The organism is Rhodothermales bacterium (genome assembly GCA_017643395.1).
In the GTDB taxonomy this organism is placed as follows: Bacteria; Bacteroidota; Rhodothermia; order Rhodothermales; family UBA10348; genus JABDJZ01.
Genome location: JAEPNP010000006.1, coordinates 196241 through 215515, shown reverse-complemented (window position 1 = coordinate 215515; position 19275 = coordinate 196241). Strand labels below are relative to the sequence as shown.

The following is a 19275-nucleotide window of genomic DNA, read 5'->3' as shown; positions in this document are numbered from 1 at the left end:
CCAAGTTAAGCGAGATTCGCCCCTCGCGCCGCAGCGGGGTAACTTCCGTGCGCACCCTCCGTAGAGCAGCGGACTCCCGACCTCCACCTATGAAGCGTAAACGCGTCGTACGCCTCCAGCTCCTTGCTCTGGCGGCTATAGCCGTCCTGGTTTTCTGGCGATTCACTCGAGGTCCGGGTACCCCCCCCGGCCTTGTGACCATTTCCGATCTGGACGAGGGGGAGGTGGTGGTAAGGACCTTCGAACTCGAAACGGGCTCCACGGTGGCGATCCATGCCGTCGGCTCGGTTGAGGACGAGGACGGTCAGGTGCCGGCAGCCTATGGTTGGATCCTCCGCCGTGACTCGCGCGAGGTTGTCTGGACCCAGGATCTCTCCGATGGTCTGCGGGAGCGCACGCGTGTCACGACTTCGGATTCGGTGTGGATGGAGCCGGGGACCTACGAGGCCTACTTCACCAGCTTTGGGGCCACGGAGCGCTCCAGGAGCGGTCGCGGGGCTCTGGGGCTGAAGGCACACTGGACCAACGACCAGAAATTCTGGCAGATGGTCATCACCCCGACGAACGGAGCCGGGCAGGTGGTTCGACTGGAGTTGGATGCCTGGGACGACGATGCGGTCTGGAGCACCGGTGCCGTGGGAAATCGCAAGACAGTCTCGACCCGCCTGCGCGTTGAAGAGCCCACGGAGGTGAGGATTTATGCGGTCGCCGAGCTGTGCGTGCGTGACTGCGACACGGCCACCATCACCCCGCTCGGCGAAGACGAGCCTGTGTGGCAGATGACCCGGGAGAACACCTCCGAAGCCGGGGGTTTGCTTCGCAACAGAAAGTTTGACGGCCCGGTGGCACTGCAGCCTGGCATCTACGAGGCCGTGTTCACGACAGACGGCTCGCACGCGGCACGTGGATGGAGGGCAAACCCACCCTTTGATCCGATCGCTTGGGGCATGCGCCTGTGGGGCAACCCCGAGCAGGTCCGGGAATTTGATCCATGGACGGGCCCGGAGCCCATCGTCTCGTTCCGTGAGGTCGGGAACGACGCCGATCTGGAGGCTGTCCTGGAGGTCTCGGAGCCGGTCCGGCTCGTTGTGGTGTCTACGGGCGAGGTGGGTTCCGGTGATACGGTGTATGACTATGCCTGGCTTGAGGCTGAAGGAGTAGACCGGGTCTGGGAGCAGACCGTCGACAACAGTGAGTCGGCCGGTGGCGACCGCACGAACCGGGTCGAGACGGCTTTTCTGGATCTGGAGTCCGGCACCTACACGCTGCGCTATGTGACGGATGGCTCACATGCATTTGGAGACTGGAGACGACGAGAGCCGGCCTTCCCCGAGCGATGGGGCGTGTCCGTATTCCCGCTGGAGGCGGCTGACGGAGACCGGGTGCAGGTGATCTCATCCGGTTCGCGGGAAGCCCCGGTAGTTGCCGTGTCGGACGATCCCGGCGAGACCATGGGCGCTCCGCCGGACGAGAGTCAGATCCTGTTCAACGCGACTCGATTGGGAAACGAGCAACAGCGCACCGGTGCCTTTTCGTTCGAGAAGAAGACCCGAGTCCGCATCATAGGCCTGGGCGAACTCTCGGATGGCGGCCGCTACGACTACGGCTGGATTGAATCATCCGAGGGTGCGACCGTCTGGGAGATGACCCGGCGCAATACGCGTCCGGCCGGAGGAAACGACATCAACCGGATCTACGACGGGATTCTGGAATTGGACCCGGGCAGTTATGTGATAGGCTTCAAGACCGACTTTTCCCACTCCTACGGTGATTTTGGCGGGGGCGCACCCCGCAATCCGGAGGCCTGGGGGATTCGGGTCTACAATCTCGATAGATGACGGACAAGGCAGGGACCCTGTTGTGTCGATTCGAGGGTCCCGCCGACACAGCCGAATGGCTGATCGCGGAGCTCAGCGAGTTCGGCTTTGGTGCATTTGAGGAAACCACGGAGGGCGTGCTCGCCTACGGCGACGAACTGGAGCTACCGCCCGATGCTACCGATGAGCTGAGGAGATTGGTCGCGCCGACGGGTCATCGCCTGGTTTCAGTCTCCCGTCAGGCTCCGCGAAACTGGAACGAGCGGTGGGAGCGCGGTATCACCCCCGTCTCCGCCGGCCCGTTCTGCGTGCACCCGCCCTGGCACCCACCGGAGCCTGGACTCAGGGCCATTTGCATCGAGCCGAAGATGAGCTTCGGAACGGCACACCACGCGACCACACGACTCATGCTGCGCGGCATGCCGCATGTGGTGCGGTCGGGCGATTCGGTGCTGGATGCAGGGACCGGGACGGGCGTGCTTGCCATCGCTGCGCGCATGCTGGGAGCCCGTCAGGTGATCGGGTTTGACATCGATCCCTGGAGTGAAGAGAACGCTCGCGAGAACCTGGAGCGCAACCAGACCACCGGCGTGGAAGTGCGCATCGGCGGGTTGCCCGCTGCGGGGCCAGGCCCGTTTGATGCCGTCCTGGCCAACATCAATCGCCGTGCCCTGCAAGAGATGCTCCCCGGCTTCACAGCCAGACTCGCCGCTGGGGGGCGGCTGCTCCTGTCCGGTGTGCTGCGCACGGACCGAGCGATGATGGAGAGCGCCGTTTCCGCGGCCGGGCTCAGGGTTATTGACGTGGATGTTGAGGATGAATGGATAACGATTCGCGCGGAGAAGCCCGTGGAACCTTAGGTCCGGCCCCCGTAACACCCGGCCCTTGAGAAGAAACAGGCCGACCCCATGCTTGACCGGGTACTGGATGCCCTGGAAACCGTAATCGAACCGGACTCCGGAGAACACGTGCTCCGGCGGGGCATGGTGCGAGACCTGGATGTCGACGATGCGAGCGTTTCGCTCACGCTGGTCCTGGACGATCCGGGCAGCGCGTTCGCGGCCACCGCTCAGCGGGAGGTAGAACACGCACTTCGCGCGGCGCTGGCTGACGGAGTGCAGATTGGCGTTGCCGTCGACAACCCGGTCATCGGATTCGGGGATGACCTGCAGGTGGACGGAAAGAAGGAGCTGCTTCCCGGTGTTCGCCACACGCTGGCAGTGGCCTCCGGGAAAGGGGGCGTGGGCAAGAGCACCGTGACCGTCAATCTGGCCGTGGCTCTGGCTCGCCAGGGCTATCGGGTGGGACTGGTCGACACCGACATCTACGGCCCCTCGATGCCCGTGATGCTGGGCCTGGAGACGGCCAAACCACGAGTGAACGAGCAGCGGCGCATCCTGCCGATCGAAACCCGCGGCATCAAGGTGCTGTCGATGGGATTTCTGGTCGATCCGGACAAGGCCGTGATCTGGAGAGGCCCCATGGTCTCCAGTGCGATCCGGCAGTTTCTCGGGGAAGCCGAGTGGGGGGATCTTGATTTCCTGCTCATGGACCTCCCGCCGGGCACAGGGGACATCCAGCTCACCATCGTGCAGACCGTGCCTCTGGCTGGGGCCGTGATCGTGTCGACCCCACAGAAAGTGGCCCTGGCAGACGCGCGCAAGGGGGTAGCCATGTTCAGACAGGTCGACGTTCCCGTTGTCGGCATGGTCGAAAACATGGCATGGTTCGAGCCGCCGGATGCGCCCGGCAAGCGCTACTTCCTGTTCGGCGAGAATGGCGCGGCGGAATTGGCGCAAGAGGAGGGCGTGCCTCTTCTGGGTCAGATTCCCCTTCAGCAGCCCCTCCGGGAGGCCTGCGATTCCGGGGAACCGGCCGCTGCAGGGGATGGGCCCATCGCGGCTCAGTTTGATGCTCTGGCTCGCAACACGGCCCGTTCGGTGTTTCGACGGGCTGCCACGCTCCCTGCGTCCAAAAAGATTGAAATACTCTACAAGTAGATCTTTCCCCGGGTTGAGCCGTTCCCATTCCATCCCAGATTTCGCCCCGTATGCCTGAGCAGCCCTCGTCCCTGAGCCTCGAAGACCGCGTCGAAGCCGCACTCGATCAGTTGCGGCCCTACCTGATGGCGGACGGAGGGTCGGTGCGGTTGCGCCGGATTACCTCGGACATGGTGGCGGAGCTCGAACTTCTGGGGGCCTGCGGCACCTGTCCCATGTCGACCATGACCCTGCGAGCCGGGATCGAGCAGGCCGTGCGGCGCTCCGTACCGGAAATCATGCGCGTTGAGGCCGTAGGAGCAGGCAGCTACGCCTGATCTCCCGAGTGTGCCCGTGGCCGGAGAGGTCGGCTGGATCTAGCCCTGCGGTCCGCCATTCAGGCGATCCTGGATGTGCCATCCCCAATCGAGGATGGAGCGCATGGAGCCCGCGGCCTCGATCAGCCTGCCTGTGAACTCCGGAGCCATCAGCTCCTCCTCCTGGAAGGATTGCGTGACGATGAACGATTTGTGTCGGATCGCCTCGCCGATGTCCTCATCGTCCGTTTGATAGCCTCGTGGCAGTCTCTTGAGCATGCCGCCGTATTCCATCAGTTCCAGTCCGCCCAGCGCATTCATCATGCCACGAAAGCGGTCCGGTTCTGCAACGATGTCGTCTCGGATGGCTGCCAGCAGGTCCTTGTCCGGCTGCCAGAAGCCGGCCACAGTGAAGCAGTTGTCCGGCTCCACGTGGATATAGAGCCCTCCGCTTGCCTTCCGGGATCCGGATCGCGATAGCACGGCGCCAAGGTGGGTCTTGTAGGGATCCTTGTTCTTCGAGAAGCGGGTGTCCCGATAGATGCGGAAGACTGATTTGGTGGCATCGCCGCGGAGAGGGATGCCAACGGTGGTTGCCGCACGCCCCGCATCCTCGACCAGGCAGCGAAGCGGCCAGAGGCACTCGTCGTCGAAGGTCTGCTTCCTTGGCTTGAACCAGTCCCGCTCATTGTTTGCCTTCAGGTCCCGGAGAAACTGAAAGGCCTCGGGCCGAAAACCGGGGAAGGGAGGAAGCGTGTCCATCTTAGTCGGGGTTGGCACCAGTGTGCCATGCAAGGTAGGCCAGGAAACCAGCTCCTGTGGCAAGCGCCGGTTCGTCCACGGTCATGCGCGGCGTGTGCAGTCCGTGCACGATACCCTCCGGCTCGTTGCGAATGCCCAGGGTGTAGTAGCACCCGGGCACCTCGCGCAAATAGTAGGCAAAGTCTTCGGCCACGTACCAGCGATCCAGATCCACCACGTGGTCCGGCCCGACGTACTCCTCGGCCGCCCTGCGTACACGAGTCGCCTGGACCTGGTCGTTCACCAGGGTTGGATAGCCCACGTGAATGTCAACGTCCGCTTTAGCGCCGAAGGCAGCGGCCGTGTGCTCGGCCACTCGCGTGATGAGGTCATGACCCCTGAAGCGCCAGGTGTCATCCATGGATCGGAAGGTGCCGCCCAGCACGACCCGGTCGGGAATGACGTTGGGCGCATCGCCCGCATCTACCTTGCAGAAGGACAGCACCGAAGGCACGTCCGGCGGACGGTTGCGGCTGATGACAGACTGCAACGCGGTGATCACGTGAGCGGCTGCGTGCACCGGATCAGAGCGTAGCAGGTGTGGCTCAGCCGCGTGCCCGCCCTGGCCCGTGATGGTGATGAAGACCTCGTCGGAGGCAGCCATGAAGGCGCCTGCCCGCACCCCGATCGTGCCGGAGGGAAGGTCCGGCCTGACGTGCTGGCCGAAGGCCGTGCCTACCGAAGGACGTCCCTCCAGCGGAGCGAGGCAGCCGTCCTCAATCATGGGTTTGGCTCCCCCCGGCACCTTCTCCTCGGCCGGCTGGAAGATCAGGCGCACCGAACCGTGCAGTTCCTCGCGCAGCTCCTGCAGGATCTGCGCGGCGGTCAGCAGCATGGCCGTGTGCCCGTCGTGGCCACACGCATGCATTTTGCCGGGAACGGTGGAGACAAAGTCGAAGATGTTTTCCTCGAGAATCGGTAGCGCATCCATGTCCGCGCGCAGCATGCGGGAGGGTCCCGGCAGTGCACCGTCGATGAATCCAACTACACCCGTCCGCGCAAGACCACGACGCACGGGGATGCCGAAGCTCTTGAGGGTTTCTGCGACGAGACCGGACGTGCGAATCTCCTCGAACGCCAGTTCAGGATGGCGGTGAAGGTCCCGGCGCACCGCGATTGTGTTCGGGAGCAGGTCCCGGGCACGTGTTTGAATGCGATCCCGCACGTCTAGTTGAACCCGGTGCCGGAAACGGCCGGCCGGGCATCCTGATTGGCCACCTGCCAGGCCGTGGCAAAAATCAGTCGGCTGATCGTCGCGAGCCGGTCATACTCAATCTTGTGGGGCTCGTCGCCTGGGCCGTGGTAGTCTTCGTGGGTCCCGGTAAAGAAGAAGATGAACGGGATCTCGTGCTTGCCGAAGTTCCAGTGGTCGGACCGCCGGTAGAATTGGTTCGGATCGTTGCGGGAATTGAACCGCTCGTTCAGGTCCAGATCGGTCCCCAGCAGGGTGTTCATGCGACCGTTCAGGTCGTGCAGTTCCTGCGAGATCAGGTTGGAGCCGATAATGTAGACGTAGTGGTCGCTGTCGCCCGGGTGGGTGGGATCAACACGGCCGATCATGTCGATGTTGAGGTTGGCCACCGTGTTGTCCAGGTCAAAGATGGGCTCCGCGTCCGTGTAATACCGGCTTCCGAGCAGTCCCTTCTCCTCACCGGACACATTCAGAAATACCACGGAGCGCCGTGGGCCGTGGCCGTCCGCACGGGCCTTCTCGAATGCTTCGGCGATCTCCAGAACGGCCACGGTGCCCGAGCCATCGTCGTCGGCACCGTTGAACACCTGGTCCTCACCTTCAGGCCGGCCGGTCATGCCTACGTGGTCGTAGTGAGACGACACGACCACCACCTCATGGCGAAGCTGTGGGTCCGATCCTTCGATAAAAGCAACGACGTTCTCCGAAGACGTCTCGTAGGTCTCGGTCTGGATGGTCGCCGAGACTTCCGCGTCTCCAAGGTCGAACACCACTGGCGCCCGGTCCGCGGCAATCCGGTCACGGATGTCGGCCACCGTGCGTCCCGAGGGAGCGAGGATCGAGTTGGCCAGATCCGAGGAGATCAACATGATGGGGGGCGTGGGACGCCCGCTGCCCGAGGGTTCCTCCAGGGACAGCGACCCTACACCGCCGAGGCTCGCTGCCCGTTCGTCGGCGATGGCCATGAGCGCCTCGTTACTGCGCGGGGAGGAGTCAGAAATAAGGAGCACGCCCTTCGGCAAACCCGACTGAAAGAGATATCGCAGCTTGACATTTGGGGAAGAGGACCAGCGTGATGGGGTGCCGTCTGCGGTGATCAGGCTGGTTTCGGCATCGGACATGGGTTCGTCCGCAAGCAGCATCAACCATTTGTCCGAGTAGTCGAGACCGGCTGCCTTCATGGCTGCAAAGTCGTCGTAGTCCAGGCCTGCGTCCGCAATGCCATGGCCACCGAAAACAACGCCTGCCGTGGTTTCAGGGGTGTCCCCGAACACGAGTACGGAGTGGCCGTCACGGTTGGCCGCGGAGAACACACTGGTTCTTCCGCCCGGCACAGTGAGTTCCGAGCCCGACTGGCGTCGGCCATAAAGCGGAAATGGCTGCAGGTATGCCTGGGGTCCTGGTGTTTCGGCCGGCGCCGCTGTCCCGGCTGGCGTGATGCCCATTTTGCGGTACTGGGCCGCGAGGTACTCAGCCGCCATGCGCTGTCCCCTCGTAGCCGTCTCCCGTCCTTCGAAATGGTCGGAGGCGAAGAAGTACAGGTGTGCGGCCAGGTCGGACGCAGAGATGGTCTCTTGATAGGATCGCACGAGGTCCGGCGCATCGTCTGCCGTTGGCGTCGTGGCGGGGGCGGGCACCGGGGTAGCGTCCTGCGCCTGCGCAGGCATCACCAGCAGGAGTGTCAGCAGGGGAAGAAGTTGTTTCATGACGTCAGGCCAGGCGCCCGCGCTTGTTCAGATACGCAAGCAGCGCCTTGTTGTAGGGTTGGGCCGTATCGAGCTCAACGAAATCAATGTTGCGCTCGCGGCATCGATTGCGGAACCGCTCCGAAAAGGCCTCGACCGCGGCCCGATAGTTCTCTTTGATCTGTGCCGGCTGCAGGGTCATTTCCTCGCCGGTCTCCATGTCCCTGAAGAGCATGGGCACATCGGGAAAGCTGAAACGGCGCTCGGTCTCGCTTTCCAGAACATGGAACACCAGGACTTCGTGACCTCGGTAGCGCAGATGGCGGAGGGCCTTCATCAGGTCCTCGTGCTGACTGACGTTTTCGAACAGGTCGGTGATGACTACCACCAGCGAGCGGCGCGAAATCCTCTCAGCCACCTCGTTGAGCACGGTGGCTGCTCCGGTCCGGGACTCTGAACTGTCCAGCTGGGTGAATTCGTGCAGAGTCGTCAGCAACTGGCGGAGATAGCCCTGGGTGGATCGGGGCGGCCGCAGCGTGTGCACCCTGTCGTCGAATCCGATCAGGCCAGTGGCATCCTTCTGCTTTACCATCAGGTAGTGCAGGGCGGAAGCGAGGTAGGCTCCGTACTCCAGTTTGGACAGTTCCGCCGAGCCGCGGTACCGCATGGAGGGGGAGGTGTCCAGCACCACGTAGTGGCGCAGGTTGGTCTCTTCCTCGTACTGCTTGACGTAGTGCCGGTCGGTCTTGGCGTAGACTTTCCAGTCGACGTGACGAAGCTCATCGCCCGGATTGTAGGGTCGATGCTCAGCAAACTCGACCGAAAACCCGTGATAGGGGCTCTTGTGCAGTCCTGTAATGAAGCCCTCTACAATCAGACGGGCCCGCATCTCCATGTTGCGCAACTGGGACACCACGACCGGGTCCAGGTAGCGCAGCACAGTATCGGTTTCAGCCATGAAGTCCGGTTTTCAGGAGGCGATGGAAGGCACGCCGTCCACGGGAGTTCCGCCGGACAACCAGACCCTTGAGCAGCGGGGTCTTGACGGAAGTTCAACGGTGCGGGAGGGGGTACGACCGGCACTTCCGTGCGTAGATTGCCCGTATGGAATCGGGGGACGTCGTAAAGGCTCAACTGCTGGACGAGCGTGATCTGGGACGCACCCTGGATCGCATGGCGCAGCAGATTGTGGAGCACGTCCCGCCGGGCGCAGACGCCGCCGCGACCATGGCCCTGGTGGGCATGCAGTCGCGCGGTGTGCATCTGGCCCGTCGCATTCACGACCGCATCAGCACGTTCGAGGGCATCGACATTCCGCTGGGTGTGCTGGATGCGACCATGTACCGGGACGACTTCAGACTCCGTCTCAAGCAGCCCGTCATCCGGGAGACCCGCATTCCGTTCGATCTGTCGGAGCGCCAGGTCTTCCTCGTGGACGATGTACTCTACACGGGGCGAACGGTAAGAGCGGCCCTCGACGCCCTCATGGACCTGGGCCGCCCGTCCGCGGTTCACTTCATGGCCATCGTTGACCGCGGTCTGCGCGAACTGCCCATCCGCGCCGATATCGTTGGCCGTCATGTGCCCACGTTCCCGGGAGAGGAAGTTCGGGTTCGCCTCAAGGAGTGTGACGGCATGGACGGCGTCTGGCTGGTTGAAAACCCCAAAGCCGGAGGAGGTCGCTAGTGGAGATCGCGGAGCAGTTGCAGCATCGTCACCTGCTTGGTCTCCAGGGCTATTCGGCGGCCGAGATCAAGCTGATCCTCGCTACGGCGCGCGAGTTTCGGGAGGTGCTGAATCGCCCCATCCGTCGTGTGCCCTCCCTGCGGGGCGTGACGGTTGTCAATCTTTTTTTTGAGGCTTCCACCCGAACCCGAGTGAGCTTCGAGTTGGCTGAGAAGCGGCTCTCCGCGGACACGGTCAACTTCTCGGCGTCGGGCTCTTCGGTTTCCAAGGGGGAAACCCTCAAGGACACCGCCCGCACCATCGAGGCGATGAAGATCGACATGGTCGTCATCCGGCACCGGTCGCCCGGGGCGCCGCAGTTCCTTACACGGTGCGTGGACGCCGCCGTTATCAATGCGGGGGACGGCTCCCACGAGCATCCCACGCAGGCGTTGCTCGACACGCTGACAATCTCTGATCACTACCCGGAGTTCAGGGGGCTCAAGGTCAGCATTCTCGGGGACATTCTGTTTTCCCGCGTGGCCCGGTCCAACATCTATGCGTTGGCGGCGCTTGGCGCGGAGATCACGCTCTGCGGACCGCCGACGCTGCTGCCGCCTCAGGTCGCCGATATGGTCGATGCGCCTGTCCGCATTACGCACCGACTGGATGAGGCGCTGGAGGGTGCCGATGTCGCGATGGCACTTCGGATTCAGTTGGAGCGACAGGGCAGGCAGCTGTTCCCCAGCGTGCGGGAATACCACGAACGCTTCGGAATTACCCGCGAGCACATCGACCGGTACAAGGACCTCATCGTCATGCACCCCGGGCCCGTCAACCGCGGCGTGGAGTTGGCCTCCGACGTGGTGGATCACGAGCGCGCAGTCATCCTGAACCAGGTGACCAACGGTGTGGCGGTCCGCATGGCAGTGCTCTACCTGCTGTCAGGACGTCAGAGCTCGGCCGAAGGGTAGGTTCTGAGGATGTGGTAGCGGTGGCCTGCGACGCAGTGCCCCTGGACCGCAGTGCCCTTTGATCGCAGTTCAGTCGATTCGTCGTTCAGGGGTTGACCCGATGCGCTGCGGGCGCGTACCGTTTGTGCGTCGGATTGGAAGCGCTTCCAGTCAGGACATCCCTCCAAACCATCCCTTGGGGCCATGGAAGTGAAGCAGGACCGCCTGGAAACGTTCTTGGATGCCGTCAAACACCGCAATCCGGGAGAGGCTGAATTCCACCAGGCGGTCAAGGAGGTGGCCGAAAAGCTGTGGCCGTTCCTTGCGAAGCACCCCGAATACCGGGACGCGCGCATTCTCGAGCGCATGACCGAACCGGACCGCGTGATGATGTTCAGGGTGACCTGGGTCGACGATAATGGCCAGATCCAGGTGAATCGCGGCTACCGCGTGCAGTTCAACGGGGCGATCGGTCCGTACAAGGGCGGGCTGAGGTTTCATCCCAGCGTAAACCTCGGGATTCTGAAGTTCCTGGCGTTTGAGCAGATCCTGAAGAACAGCCTTACCACACTACCCATGGGAGGCGGGAAAGGCGGAAGTGACTTCGATCCGAAAGGCAAGAGCGACAACGAGGTGATGCGCTTCTGCCAGAGCTTCATGTCCGAACTGTTCAGGCACATCGGCAAGAACGTGGATGTGCCGGCAGGGGATATCGGCGTCGGCGCCCGGGAGGTCGGTTACCTGTTTGGTCAGTATCGACGTCTTCGGAACGAGTTTACCGGGACCCTGACCGGGAAAGGCATGGAATTCGGGGGCAGCCTGATCAGGCCCGAGGCCACCGGCTACGGCTCCGTCTATTTTGCGCGCGAAATGCTGGCCACGCAGGCAAAGGACATCGAGGGCCACACCTGCCTCGTCTCGGGCTCCGGCAATGTGGCGCAGTACACGGTAGAGAAGCTTATCGAGTTGGGAGGCAAAGTCCTGACCATGTCGGATTCCTCCGGGTTCGTGTATGACCCCGAAGGCATCGACAGGGAAAAGCTCGAATTCATCATGGAGCTCAAGAACCAGCGTCGCGGTCGGATATCCGAGTTCGCCGAGGAGTACGGGGTCGAGTACCATGAGGGCAAGCGGCCATGGCACGCCGGCGGCGAGCTGGCCTTTCCATCGGCAACGCAGAACGAGATTTCCGAGGAGGACGCGGAAGCCCTGGTAGACAACGGATGCATTCTGGTGTCAGAAGGCGCCAACATGCCCACAACGGCCGAGGCTGCAAAAATCTTCGAGGATGCCCAGCTGTTGTTCGGGCCCGGCAAGGCGGCCAATGCGGGAGGCGTTGCCATTTCCGGCCTGGAGATGACCCAGAACTCGATGCGTCTGCAATGGACCCGGGAGCAGGTTGACACCAAGTTGAAGGAGATCATGTCCAACATCCACGAGACCTGCGTCGAATACGGCCGGGAGAGTGACGACTACGTGGACTACGCGCGTGGAGCGAACGTGGGCGGATTCGTGAAGGTGGCCAACGCGATGCTGGCGTACGGAGCAGTCTAGGCCGCGAGACCTCTCCCAGACGTCGGCGCGCATCGACCGGCGGCTGAGGCGGCCGTGAAGCGGCCATGAGAACCCCTGGCCGGGTGAACCGCCCTCTCCGGGCGGCGTGACACCCGCATGGAACCGATTCTCAAGCTGGAGTCCGTGCGCAAGCACTTTGTGGAGGGAGGGCGCCGCCGCGACATCCTGCGAGGCGCGTCCCTCGAGATGGCCCCGGGAGCCTTCACGGCGCTACTCGGCAGGAGCGGGGCCGGGAAGAGTACGCTGCTGAATCTGATCGGGGGTCTCGACGTCGCGGACGGGGGTACCGTAAGCGTGGCGGGTCAAGACCTCGGCAAGCTGGACGACGATGCGCGCACCGACCTGCGTGCACGATCGATGGGATTCGTGTTTCAGGCATTCAATCTCATCCCTACCCTGACCGCCGCAGAGAATCTGAGCTTGCCGCTCGTCCTTGCGGGCAAATCGCTCAGGGAAGCATCCGAAGCCGCAGGGATGATGTTGCAGCAGGTAGGCCTCGGCGACCGTGGGACTGCCAGGCCGGACAGGCTCTCCGGAGGCGAGCAGCAGCGAGTGGCCATCGCCCGCGCGCTGATTCATGAGCCGCGACTGGTGTTGGCCGACGAGCCCACGGGCAACCTTGACTACGAGACCGGACGCGAAATCATGGATCTCCTGCACGGCATGGTTCGGGAGCGAGGCGTCAGCATGCTTGTGGTAACCCACGACACCGATTTCCTGCGCATCTCGGACCGGGTTGTGCGTCTGCACGGCGGTCTGCTCCATGAGCAGGAGGGAAGAGCGGCGTGATTCGGCTGCTGGCCATTGCGGCGGGACGTTATTTCGCCGGACACCGGCTCCAGTTGGTGATGTCCGTGGTCGGAATTGCCGTCGGTGTTGCCATGATCACCGGCGTCGATCTGGCGGTGAGTTCGGCCAATCGCGCATTTGAGTTGTCGGCAGAAACGGTGGCCGGCCGCACCACGCATTATCTGACTGGTGCCGACGGAACGGTCGAGAGCGAGGTGTACCGAACCCTGCGCGTTCGGCACGGGATTCGGGACGTGGCACCCGTTGCCGAAGGGTATGTGCGCACCGCCGCCGGCACGTTCCGGCTGCTTGGCATCGACCCTCTGGCTGCGACGGCTCCCGGCCGCTCATTGCCGGGTTTTCCAGAACCCGGCCGGCTGATGGTCGGGTCTGACGCGGTCGTGCTCTCCGCCGGAGGCTTGGCAGTGCTTGCCGGAACAGACTCGGTCACAGTGGACGCGGCGGGAAGGTCGTTCACGCTGGCGGTCGCAGGCGTGGTGAGGCCGGACGAGGAGGCAGGCAGACAGGGTTGGTCGGACCTGATGGTGGCGGATGTTGCCACGGCGCAGCGGGTGCTTGGGCTGGGCGATCAGTTGAGCCGGATAGATCTCATTACAACCGATGACGGGGCCCGGGAAATTGAGGCACTTGCCGGCCCCGGCATTCGGCTTGAGCGGCCGGAATCGCGGAGCAACGCGCTGGGGCAGATGACCGCTGCGTTCGAAACCAACCTGCAGGCACTGAGCTACCTGGCGCTTGTGGTCGGCATGTTCCTGATCTACAACATCATGAGCTTCTCCGTCGTGCAGCGGCGGCCGGTTTACAGCAGGCTCAGGGCGACGGGTGTATCCAGGACACTCGTTCAGGGCTCCGTGCTCATGGAGGCCGCTGCGTTGGGGCTGGTCGGCAGCGTGGTCGGACTGGGACTCGGAGCCGCACTCGGTGAGGGCTTGGTACGCCTGGTCACCCGAGCCATCAACGACCTGTACTTCGTGGTGAATGTGCGGGAGGTGGGTCTGGACGGCTGGCAGGTGGGCAAGTCACTAGTGGTGGGACTTGCTGCGAGCCTGGGTTCGGCGTGGGTTCCTGCCCGCGCGGCGGCCTCGGTGCCGGCAGCAGATGCCCTGCGACGTTCTGACGAAGAAGATCGATTTGCTGCTGGGATCGCAGGCATGGCCCGCTGGGGTGCGGTGCTTGGTGGGCTGTCCATCGTCGTGCTGGTGCTGCCCGCAGGAGTGGCTGGTGGTTATCTCGGACTCTTGCTTCTGATCGTCTCATTCGCACTGACTGGTCCAGCGCTCGTCCGGGGCCTCGCAGCCGGAGCACGACGCTTCGGAGGAGGACTTCCTGTTCGCATGGCGGTCGGCGGGATTCGGGAGCACCTGAGTCGCACTTCGATTGCCACGGTGGCACTCGCGGTCTCGGTGGCCGCCGCCGTGGGCGTCGGGGTAATGGTGGACAGCTTTCGCGGGACCGTTCAGGAATGGCTGGGGACCACGCTGCGGGCAGATCTCTACATCCGCGCTCCGGGCTCTGTGCTCCGGCTGGGAGGAGGCGTCGTCGCCCCGGAAGCGATAGCCGTCATGCGCGGTATGGAGGGTGTGGAGGCGTCGTATGGTGTCCGGCGGGTCGACGTCGAAACCTCGGATGGACCGGTCGCACTTGTCGTGATTGAGTCGGGACCCCAAGGCAGAGCCGCCTATCGGTTCACGGAGACCACGGTCGACGATCCATGGGCCGCCTTTGCCGGCGGAGACGTCTTTGTCTCGGAGCCGTACGCATTCCGGACCGGGACCGGCGCAGGCGATACTCTGGAAGTGCAGACCGAGACGGGGCCTCAGGTTGTGCGCGCGGTCGCCGAGTATGTGGATTACGGATCCGACATGGGCGTCGTATTGATGGAAAGGGCTGCGTACGAGCGGTCCTTCGATGACACCACCTACAACGGCATTGCATTGTACCTGGAGCCAGGAGTCGACCCGGAGGCCATGGTCACTCGCGTTCGGGAAGAGACGGCTGGCATACAGGGGCTGATCGTCAGTTCCAATCGCGCTCTTCGGGACGCCTCACTCGAAATCTTCGACCGCACGTTCGCCATCACATGGGTCCTGCGTGCTTTGGCGCTCATTGTAGCCGTCATCGGGGTGATCAGCGCGCTTGCCGCCATCCAGCTGGAGCGCTCCTGGGAGTTTGCGGTACAACGGGCCGTCGGATTGCGCCGGGGAGCCCTCCAACGGGTAATGCTGCTGCAAAGCGGCCTCATGGGCGCTTTCGCCGGGCTACTTTCCATTCCGCTCGGCATCGCCCTGGCTGCCGGACTCGTTTATGTCATCAATCGCCGGTCCTTCGGGTGGACGCTCGACTTCAGTGTGGACCCCGTCATTCTCCTGCAGGCGGTGGTGGTCTCCATCGTGGCGGCACTTGCCGCCGGGTGGATTCCGGCTCGGGCGGCATCGCGCGCCTCTCTCGCCTCTCGACTCAAGGGACCCCATGCGTAGCCTCTCCCTGTTTGCGCTTGTGCTGTGTCTGGCGGCCTGTGATTCACCCAGTCCCCTGCCGTCCATCTCCATCACAGAGGCGCTGTCGGTAGACACGACCGGCTTTGCCAGGGCGAAGCCCGACTACCGATTGGATTTCCCCGGTGATCACGGTCCGCACCCGGACTTTTTCCTGGAATGGTGGTACTTCACCGGCAATGTGGATACGGAGGACGGAGAGCAGCTGGGCTATCAGTTCACCATTTTCCGAAATGCACTTGCGCCGGGGGGCCAGGAGAGCTACCCGACAGGATGGTCAACGAACCAGCTGTACAGCGCGCATCTCGCACTGTCCCGTCCGGACAAAGAGGAATTTGTCAGCATGGAGCGGCTCGCACGTGGAGCTGCCGGATTGGCTGGAGCGTCGGTGACCGACTCGGTGAACGTATGGGTCGAGGACTGGCGATTTACCGCAGACCCCGAACTCAGCACGCTGAAGCTCCATGCGTTCGGCGGCACGGGAGGGCTCAGTCTCAACCTGCGGCCCCTCAAACCGATCGTGCTTCAGGGAGAACAGGGATACAGCCCGAAGGGGCGGGACGATGGGCAGGCGTCCCACTATTACGCCATAACCCGGATCGAGACGGACGGGCTCATGGTGGTGGACGGCGACAGCCTCGCCGTGAGTGGCTTTTCGTGGTTTGACCGCGAATGGAGCACGTCCTTACTCTCACGCGACCAGGCGGGGTGGGACTGGTTCGCTTTGCAACTGGACGACGGCTACGACCTGATGTATTTCCGCCTGCGCTCGGACAGCCTCGACTACGTGGACGGGAGCCTGATTGACCCGAGCGGCCGCCGCCAGGCGTTCGATGCGGGATCGGCGGTCCTGGAAGCGACGCGGTTCTGGACCAGCCCGAGGTCTGGCGCGAGGTATCCGGTAGCATGGAGGCTGACGGCCCCTGAAGCCGACATCGCCCTCGAAATAGAGTCCGCACAGAATGATCAGGAGTTACAAACCTCGATTCGCTACTGGGAGGGCATGGTCAGGGTTGGCGGCACGTCGCGTGGGCGCGCAGTTTCCGGGAGGGGCTATGTGGAGATGACGGGATATGAGCCTGATGAGTAACCGTCCCGCGTTACGGTTGGAGCAGCCGGAACTGCGTATCAGGGATGGCCGGGTGCTGGATCTGGTACGCCGCAGATGGGTGGTGCTGACTCCCGAGGAGTGGGTGCGCCAGCACACCATGCATTTCCTGCTGCAGAGGGCCCGGGCTCCCCACGGGTTGCTGTCGGTTGAGAAGGCGCATCATTCGCATGCCGGCGCGCGGCGCACAGACGTCACCGTGTATGCCCGGGACGGCTCCAGATGGATGGTGGTGGAGTGCAAGGCGCCCGACGTGAGGCTTGCACAGTCCTCCCTCGACCAGGTCGCACGCTATGCCCGGGAATTGAAGCCGCGTTACATTGCCGTGACGAACGGTATGTCCCTGTACTGTGCGGAGCGTGTCGGCGACCGGTACGCGTTCGTGCCTCAATTCCCCGAGTATCCCGACATTGAATCCTCTTGATCCCGGCCACCACGCCGAGGAACTGAAGGCCGCGCTCGCCGCCGTCCAGGCGGCAGCAGCACTGACAGAGGCCGTTCGGGCCTCCACCAGGCCAGACACACTGGAGAAAGGTGACCGGAGCCCGGTAACGATTGCGGACTTCGGAAGTCAGGCCGTGGTGTGTCGGACGCTGGAGGTCGCTCTTCCGGATGACCCGGTGATCGCAGAGGAATCCGCCGACGCCCTGCGCAGGGACGGCCACCAGGCGGTGCTAGAGCGTGTCACGCACTTCGTGCGCGGAGTCGTCGCGGACGCGACGGCCGAATCCGTGCTGCACTGGATCGATCGGGGAGCACTGCAGGAGGCCCGGCCGCGGTTCTGGACGCTGGATCCCATCGACGGGACCAAGGGGTTCCTGCGGGGCGACCAGTACGCCGTGGCACTGGCCCTCATCGAAGGCAATCGACCCGTGGTCGCGGCCCTGGCCTGTCCTGCTCTCCCCGGGGCTGACGGGGCCGGGGTGGTCCAGTGGGCGGTGTCAGGGGCCGGGACCTGGGAGGCTCCACTCGGCGACCTGTCCCGCGCCCGTCGGATTTCCGTCACCGAGGCGCGAACTCCCCGCGAAGCGCGATTGGCGGAGTCGGTGGAATCGGGTCACAGCTCGCACACCGACTCGGCGCGGGTCCAGGCGACGTTGGGTATTTCCAGGCCACCTGTGCGCATGGATAGCCAGGCCAAATACGCCCTGGTAGCCCGCGGGCAGGCGGACATGTACATGCGACTGCCGGTGCGCAAGGCGTATACAGAGCGTATCTGGGACCACGCGGCGGGGTCCCTGGTCGTTTCGGAGAGTGGTGGGCGGGTCACCGATGTGTTCGGCAACGCACTCGACTTCGGCTACGGGGCCTTCCTGAAAACCAATACGGGCGTGGTAGCGACCAACGGCCACCTTCATGACCCCGTGCTGGCGGCCCTCGAGCGGGAGGGAATCGGACTGAAGCCCGTGCCCTAGGAGCGGCCCGGGCTCGACGATCAGGCTCGGCGACAGACCGTCAGAATGCGCGGGGCCTGGGTCGCGCCGCGGCGGGCTCAGGCGAAGGCATCAACCAGCTGCTCGCACGCACGCTGGAGCTCGTCGAACTCCTTGGCATAGCAGAACCGCAGGAATCCGGCGCCGTCGACCGGGTCCCTGAAGAAGCTTCTGCCGGCAACCGCACCGACGCCGGCTTCGCTGACCAGCGTGCGAGCTGCTTCCTGGTCGTGCGAAAAGCCCTCAAACCGGCCTTGAAGCGGCGTGAAGTCGGCCAGCACGTAGTAGGCACCCTGAGGGCGGTTCGCACGAAAACCCGCCTCCTCAAGTGCCGTGCACATCATGTCTCTCTTGACCGTGTAGTCGGCCAGCATTTCGGTAAAGTAGGCCTCAGGCATGCGCAGTCCGGCCGCCACGCCGTGCTGAAGGGGGGTTGGGGCGCAGATGTATACGAGGTCGTTGATCAGGCCCATCGGGGCAATGAGGTGCTCGGGCCCCATGGCATACCCCAGCCGCCAGCCGGTCATGTTGAAGGTCTTCGAGAAGCCGCTGATGGTCAGCGTGCGCTCCCAGGCCCCCTCGATGCTGCCCAGGGAAACATGCTCCCGACCATCATAAACCATGTGCTCATAGATCTCGTCCGTGAGCGCGTACAGATCGTGGCGTTCAAGCAGGTCGGTCAGCTGCTCCAACTCCGCGCGGCTCCACACCTTGCCGTGCGGGTTGCCGGGGGTATTTACCAGGACGGCCTTGGTCCGAGGCGAGATGGCGGCCTCCAGGGCCTCGAAATCAATGTCCCAGTTCGGTGCGGTGGTCTTTACAAACCGCATGTCGATGCCGAGCAGCGCCAGCATGTTGCGGTGGTATCCATAGAAGGGCTCGAACAGGATCACTTCGTCGCCCTGGTCAAGCATTGTCAGCATCGCGCACATGAACGCACCAGTGGACCCGGCTGAAACCATCACCTCCCGTGTCCCGGTGATCGGCAGTCGGTTGAAGTCGCGAGCCTTCTGAACCACGAGCTCCCGAAGCGACTCGATGCCTGCATAATGCGAGTAGATGGACCGATCACCGTCTATCGCCTGCTTGGCGGCCTCCTTGATCGGGTCCGGTGTGGGCATGTCACAGATGCCCTGACCCAGGTTGATACCCCCGTGCTCGCGGATCAGCAGGGAAATGGCTCGGATATCACTCTGACCCAGCCTGCTGGTGCGGTCGGATAAAGGCTTCATACGCTCTGAATTCGAAGGGAGTGGAGGGGGGAGCTTCCGATGGGGGCGCGCACAGGCGCGCCAGCATCTCGCTGCGGATACGCCAATGTCCGTTTGTGGCGGACGACGAGTATAACATTTCAGACGCCCGCAGCACAAAGCGGACTTTTTGCGCCACGATCGCGACAAAAGGGGTCTCAGGAGCCGATTTCAGCAGACTGCCCCGTTCTCGAC

The 19275-nt window shown here is 63.6% G+C and carries 17 protein-coding genes; 12 read left to right on the top strand and 5 right to left on the bottom strand.

What is annotated here, in order from left to right:
• Positions 1 to 89: 89 nt before the first annotated feature.
• The 4 genes from JJ896_17110 to JJ896_17095 are packed head-to-tail and all read left to right on the top strand — an operon-like array spanning position 90 to position 4134.
• Positions 90 to 1838, top strand: coding sequence for a hypothetical protein (locus tag JJ896_17110; protein ID MBO6781380.1), 1749 nt, complete (start codon positions 90 to 92; stop codon positions 1836 to 1838).
• Complete coding sequence (prmA, locus tag JJ896_17105; GenBank protein MBO6781379.1) at positions 1835 to 2677, top strand: 50S ribosomal protein L11 methyltransferase; 843 nt, start codon at positions 1835 to 1837, stop codon at positions 2675 to 2677. Before JJ896_17110 ends, prmA begins: the two co-directional genes overlap by 4 nt.
• A gap of 48 nt (positions 2678 to 2725) precedes the next feature.
• On the top strand, positions 2726 to 3817 hold the full coding sequence (locus JJ896_17100) for an Mrp/NBP35 family ATP-binding protein (protein MBO6781378.1): 1092 nt from the start codon (positions 2726 to 2728) through the stop codon (positions 3815 to 3817).
• Between the two features lie 50 nt (positions 3818 to 3867).
• A complete protein-coding gene (locus tag JJ896_17095; protein ID MBO6781377.1) occupies positions 3868 to 4134 on the top strand; it encodes a NifU family protein in 267 nt (88 codons plus the stop codon).
• A 39-nt stretch (positions 4135 to 4173) separates the two neighbouring features.
• On the opposite strand, the gene JJ896_17090 is transcribed toward JJ896_17095, so the two are convergent.
• The 4 genes from JJ896_17090 to JJ896_17075 are packed head-to-tail and all read right to left on the bottom strand — an operon-like array spanning position 4174 to position 8749.
• Positions 4174 to 4875, bottom strand: coding sequence for a DUF2461 domain-containing protein (locus JJ896_17090; GenBank protein MBO6781376.1), 702 nt, complete (start codon positions 4873 to 4875; stop codon positions 4174 to 4176).
• Between the two features lies 1 nt (position 4876).
• Complete coding sequence (locus JJ896_17085; protein ID MBO6781375.1) at positions 4877 to 6079, bottom strand: amidohydrolase; 1203 nt, start codon at positions 6077 to 6079, stop codon at positions 4877 to 4879.
• A 2-nt stretch (positions 6080 to 6081) separates the two neighbouring features.
• Positions 6082 to 7812 carry a M28 family peptidase gene (locus tag JJ896_17080; GenBank protein ID MBO6781374.1) on the bottom strand — a complete coding sequence of 577 codons (1731 nt, stop codon included), beginning with the start codon at positions 7810 to 7812 and terminating at the stop codon, positions 6082 to 6084.
• A gap of 4 nt (positions 7813 to 7816) precedes the next feature.
• Positions 7817 to 8749, bottom strand: coding sequence for a DUF58 domain-containing protein (locus JJ896_17075; GenBank protein ID MBO6781373.1), 933 nt, complete (start codon positions 8747 to 8749; stop codon positions 7817 to 7819).
• Positions 8750 to 8895: 146 nt separating this feature from the next.
• Between JJ896_17075 and pyrR the strand changes: the two genes are divergently transcribed.
• From pyrR to JJ896_17035, 8 genes are all read left to right on the top strand, one after another.
• Positions 8896 to 9477, top strand: a complete 582-nt coding sequence (gene pyrR / locus JJ896_17070) for a bifunctional pyr operon transcriptional regulator/uracil phosphoribosyltransferase PyrR (GenBank protein ID MBO6781372.1) — start codon at positions 8896 to 8898, stop codon at positions 9475 to 9477.
• Positions 9477 to 10430 carry an aspartate carbamoyltransferase catalytic subunit gene (locus tag JJ896_17065; protein ID MBO6781371.1) on the top strand — a complete coding sequence of 318 codons (954 nt, stop codon included), beginning with the start codon at positions 9477 to 9479 and terminating at the stop codon, positions 10428 to 10430. The genes pyrR and JJ896_17065 overlap by 1 nt, the downstream gene beginning before the upstream one ends.
• A gap of 183 nt (positions 10431 to 10613) precedes the next feature.
• Positions 10614 to 11963 carry an NADP-specific glutamate dehydrogenase gene (gene gdhA / locus JJ896_17060; protein MBO6781370.1) on the top strand — a complete coding sequence of 450 codons (1350 nt, stop codon included), beginning with the start codon at positions 10614 to 10616 and terminating at the stop codon, positions 11961 to 11963.
• Positions 11964 to 12080: 117 nt separating this feature from the next.
• On the top strand, positions 12081 to 12773 hold the full coding sequence (locus JJ896_17055) for an ABC transporter ATP-binding protein (GenBank protein ID MBO6781369.1): 693 nt from the start codon (positions 12081 to 12083) through the stop codon (positions 12771 to 12773).
• The gene (locus JJ896_17050) at positions 12770 to 15271 is read left to right on the top strand and encodes an FtsX-like permease family protein (protein MBO6781368.1); all 2502 of its coding nucleotides are present in this window, start codon (positions 12770 to 12772) and stop codon (positions 15269 to 15271) included. Before JJ896_17055 ends, JJ896_17050 begins: the two co-directional genes overlap by 4 nt.
• A complete protein-coding gene (locus JJ896_17045) occupies positions 15264 to 16379 on the top strand; it encodes a hypothetical protein (protein MBO6781367.1) in 1116 nt (371 codons plus the stop codon). Before JJ896_17050 ends, JJ896_17045 begins: the two co-directional genes overlap by 8 nt.
• Positions 16372 to 16821, top strand: coding sequence for a type I restriction enzyme HsdR N-terminal domain-containing protein (locus JJ896_17040; GenBank protein ID MBO6781366.1), 450 nt, complete (start codon positions 16372 to 16374; stop codon positions 16819 to 16821). Before JJ896_17045 ends, JJ896_17040 begins: the two co-directional genes overlap by 8 nt.
• On the top strand, positions 16808 to 17812 hold the full coding sequence (locus JJ896_17035; protein ID MBO6781365.1) for a 3'(2'),5'-bisphosphate nucleotidase: 1005 nt from the start codon (positions 16808 to 16810) through the stop codon (positions 17810 to 17812). Before JJ896_17040 ends, JJ896_17035 begins: the two co-directional genes overlap by 14 nt.
• Before the next feature lie 77 nt (positions 17813 to 17889).
• Here JJ896_17035 and JJ896_17030 read toward each other — a convergent pair whose 3' ends face one another.
• Positions 17890 to 19062, bottom strand: a complete 1173-nt coding sequence (locus JJ896_17030; protein ID MBO6781364.1) for a pyridoxal phosphate-dependent aminotransferase — start codon at positions 19060 to 19062, stop codon at positions 17890 to 17892.
• Positions 19063 to 19275 lie beyond the last annotated feature (213 nt).

Coding starts and splice junctions, on each gene's coding strand:
- JJ896_17040 (MBO6781366.1), top strand. CDS start 16,372: ATGAGTAACCGTCCCGCGTTACGGTTGGAGCAGCCGGAACTGCGTATC.
- gdhA (MBO6781370.1), top strand. CDS start 10,614: ATGGAAGTGAAGCAGGACCGCCTGGAAACGTTCTTGGATGCCGTCAAA.
- JJ896_17030 (MBO6781364.1), bottom strand. CDS start 19,062: ATGAAGCCTTTATCCGACCGCACCAGCAGGCTGGGTCAGAGTGATATC.
- JJ896_17055 (MBO6781369.1), top strand. CDS start 12,081: ATGGAACCGATTCTCAAGCTGGAGTCCGTGCGCAAGCACTTTGTGGAG.
- JJ896_17095 (MBO6781377.1), top strand. CDS start 3,868: ATGCCTGAGCAGCCCTCGTCCCTGAGCCTCGAAGACCGCGTCGAAGCC.
- JJ896_17080 (MBO6781374.1), bottom strand. CDS start 7,812: ATGAAACAACTTCTTCCCCTGCTGACACTCCTGCTGGTGATGCCTGCG.
- pyrR (MBO6781372.1), top strand. CDS start 8,896: ATGGAATCGGGGGACGTCGTAAAGGCTCAACTGCTGGACGAGCGTGAT.
- JJ896_17045 (MBO6781367.1), top strand. CDS start 15,264: ATGCGTAGCCTCTCCCTGTTTGCGCTTGTGCTGTGTCTGGCGGCCTGT.
- JJ896_17100 (MBO6781378.1), top strand. CDS start 2,726: ATGCTTGACCGGGTACTGGATGCCCTGGAAACCGTAATCGAACCGGAC.
- prmA (MBO6781379.1), top strand. CDS start 1,835: ATGACGGACAAGGCAGGGACCCTGTTGTGTCGATTCGAGGGTCCCGCC.
- JJ896_17090 (MBO6781376.1), bottom strand. CDS start 4,875: ATGGACACGCTTCCTCCCTTCCCCGGTTTTCGGCCCGAGGCCTTTCAG.
- JJ896_17110 (MBO6781380.1), top strand. CDS start 90: ATGAAGCGTAAACGCGTCGTACGCCTCCAGCTCCTTGCTCTGGCGGCT.
- JJ896_17075 (MBO6781373.1), bottom strand. CDS start 8,749: ATGGCTGAAACCGATACTGTGCTGCGCTACCTGGACCCGGTCGTGGTG.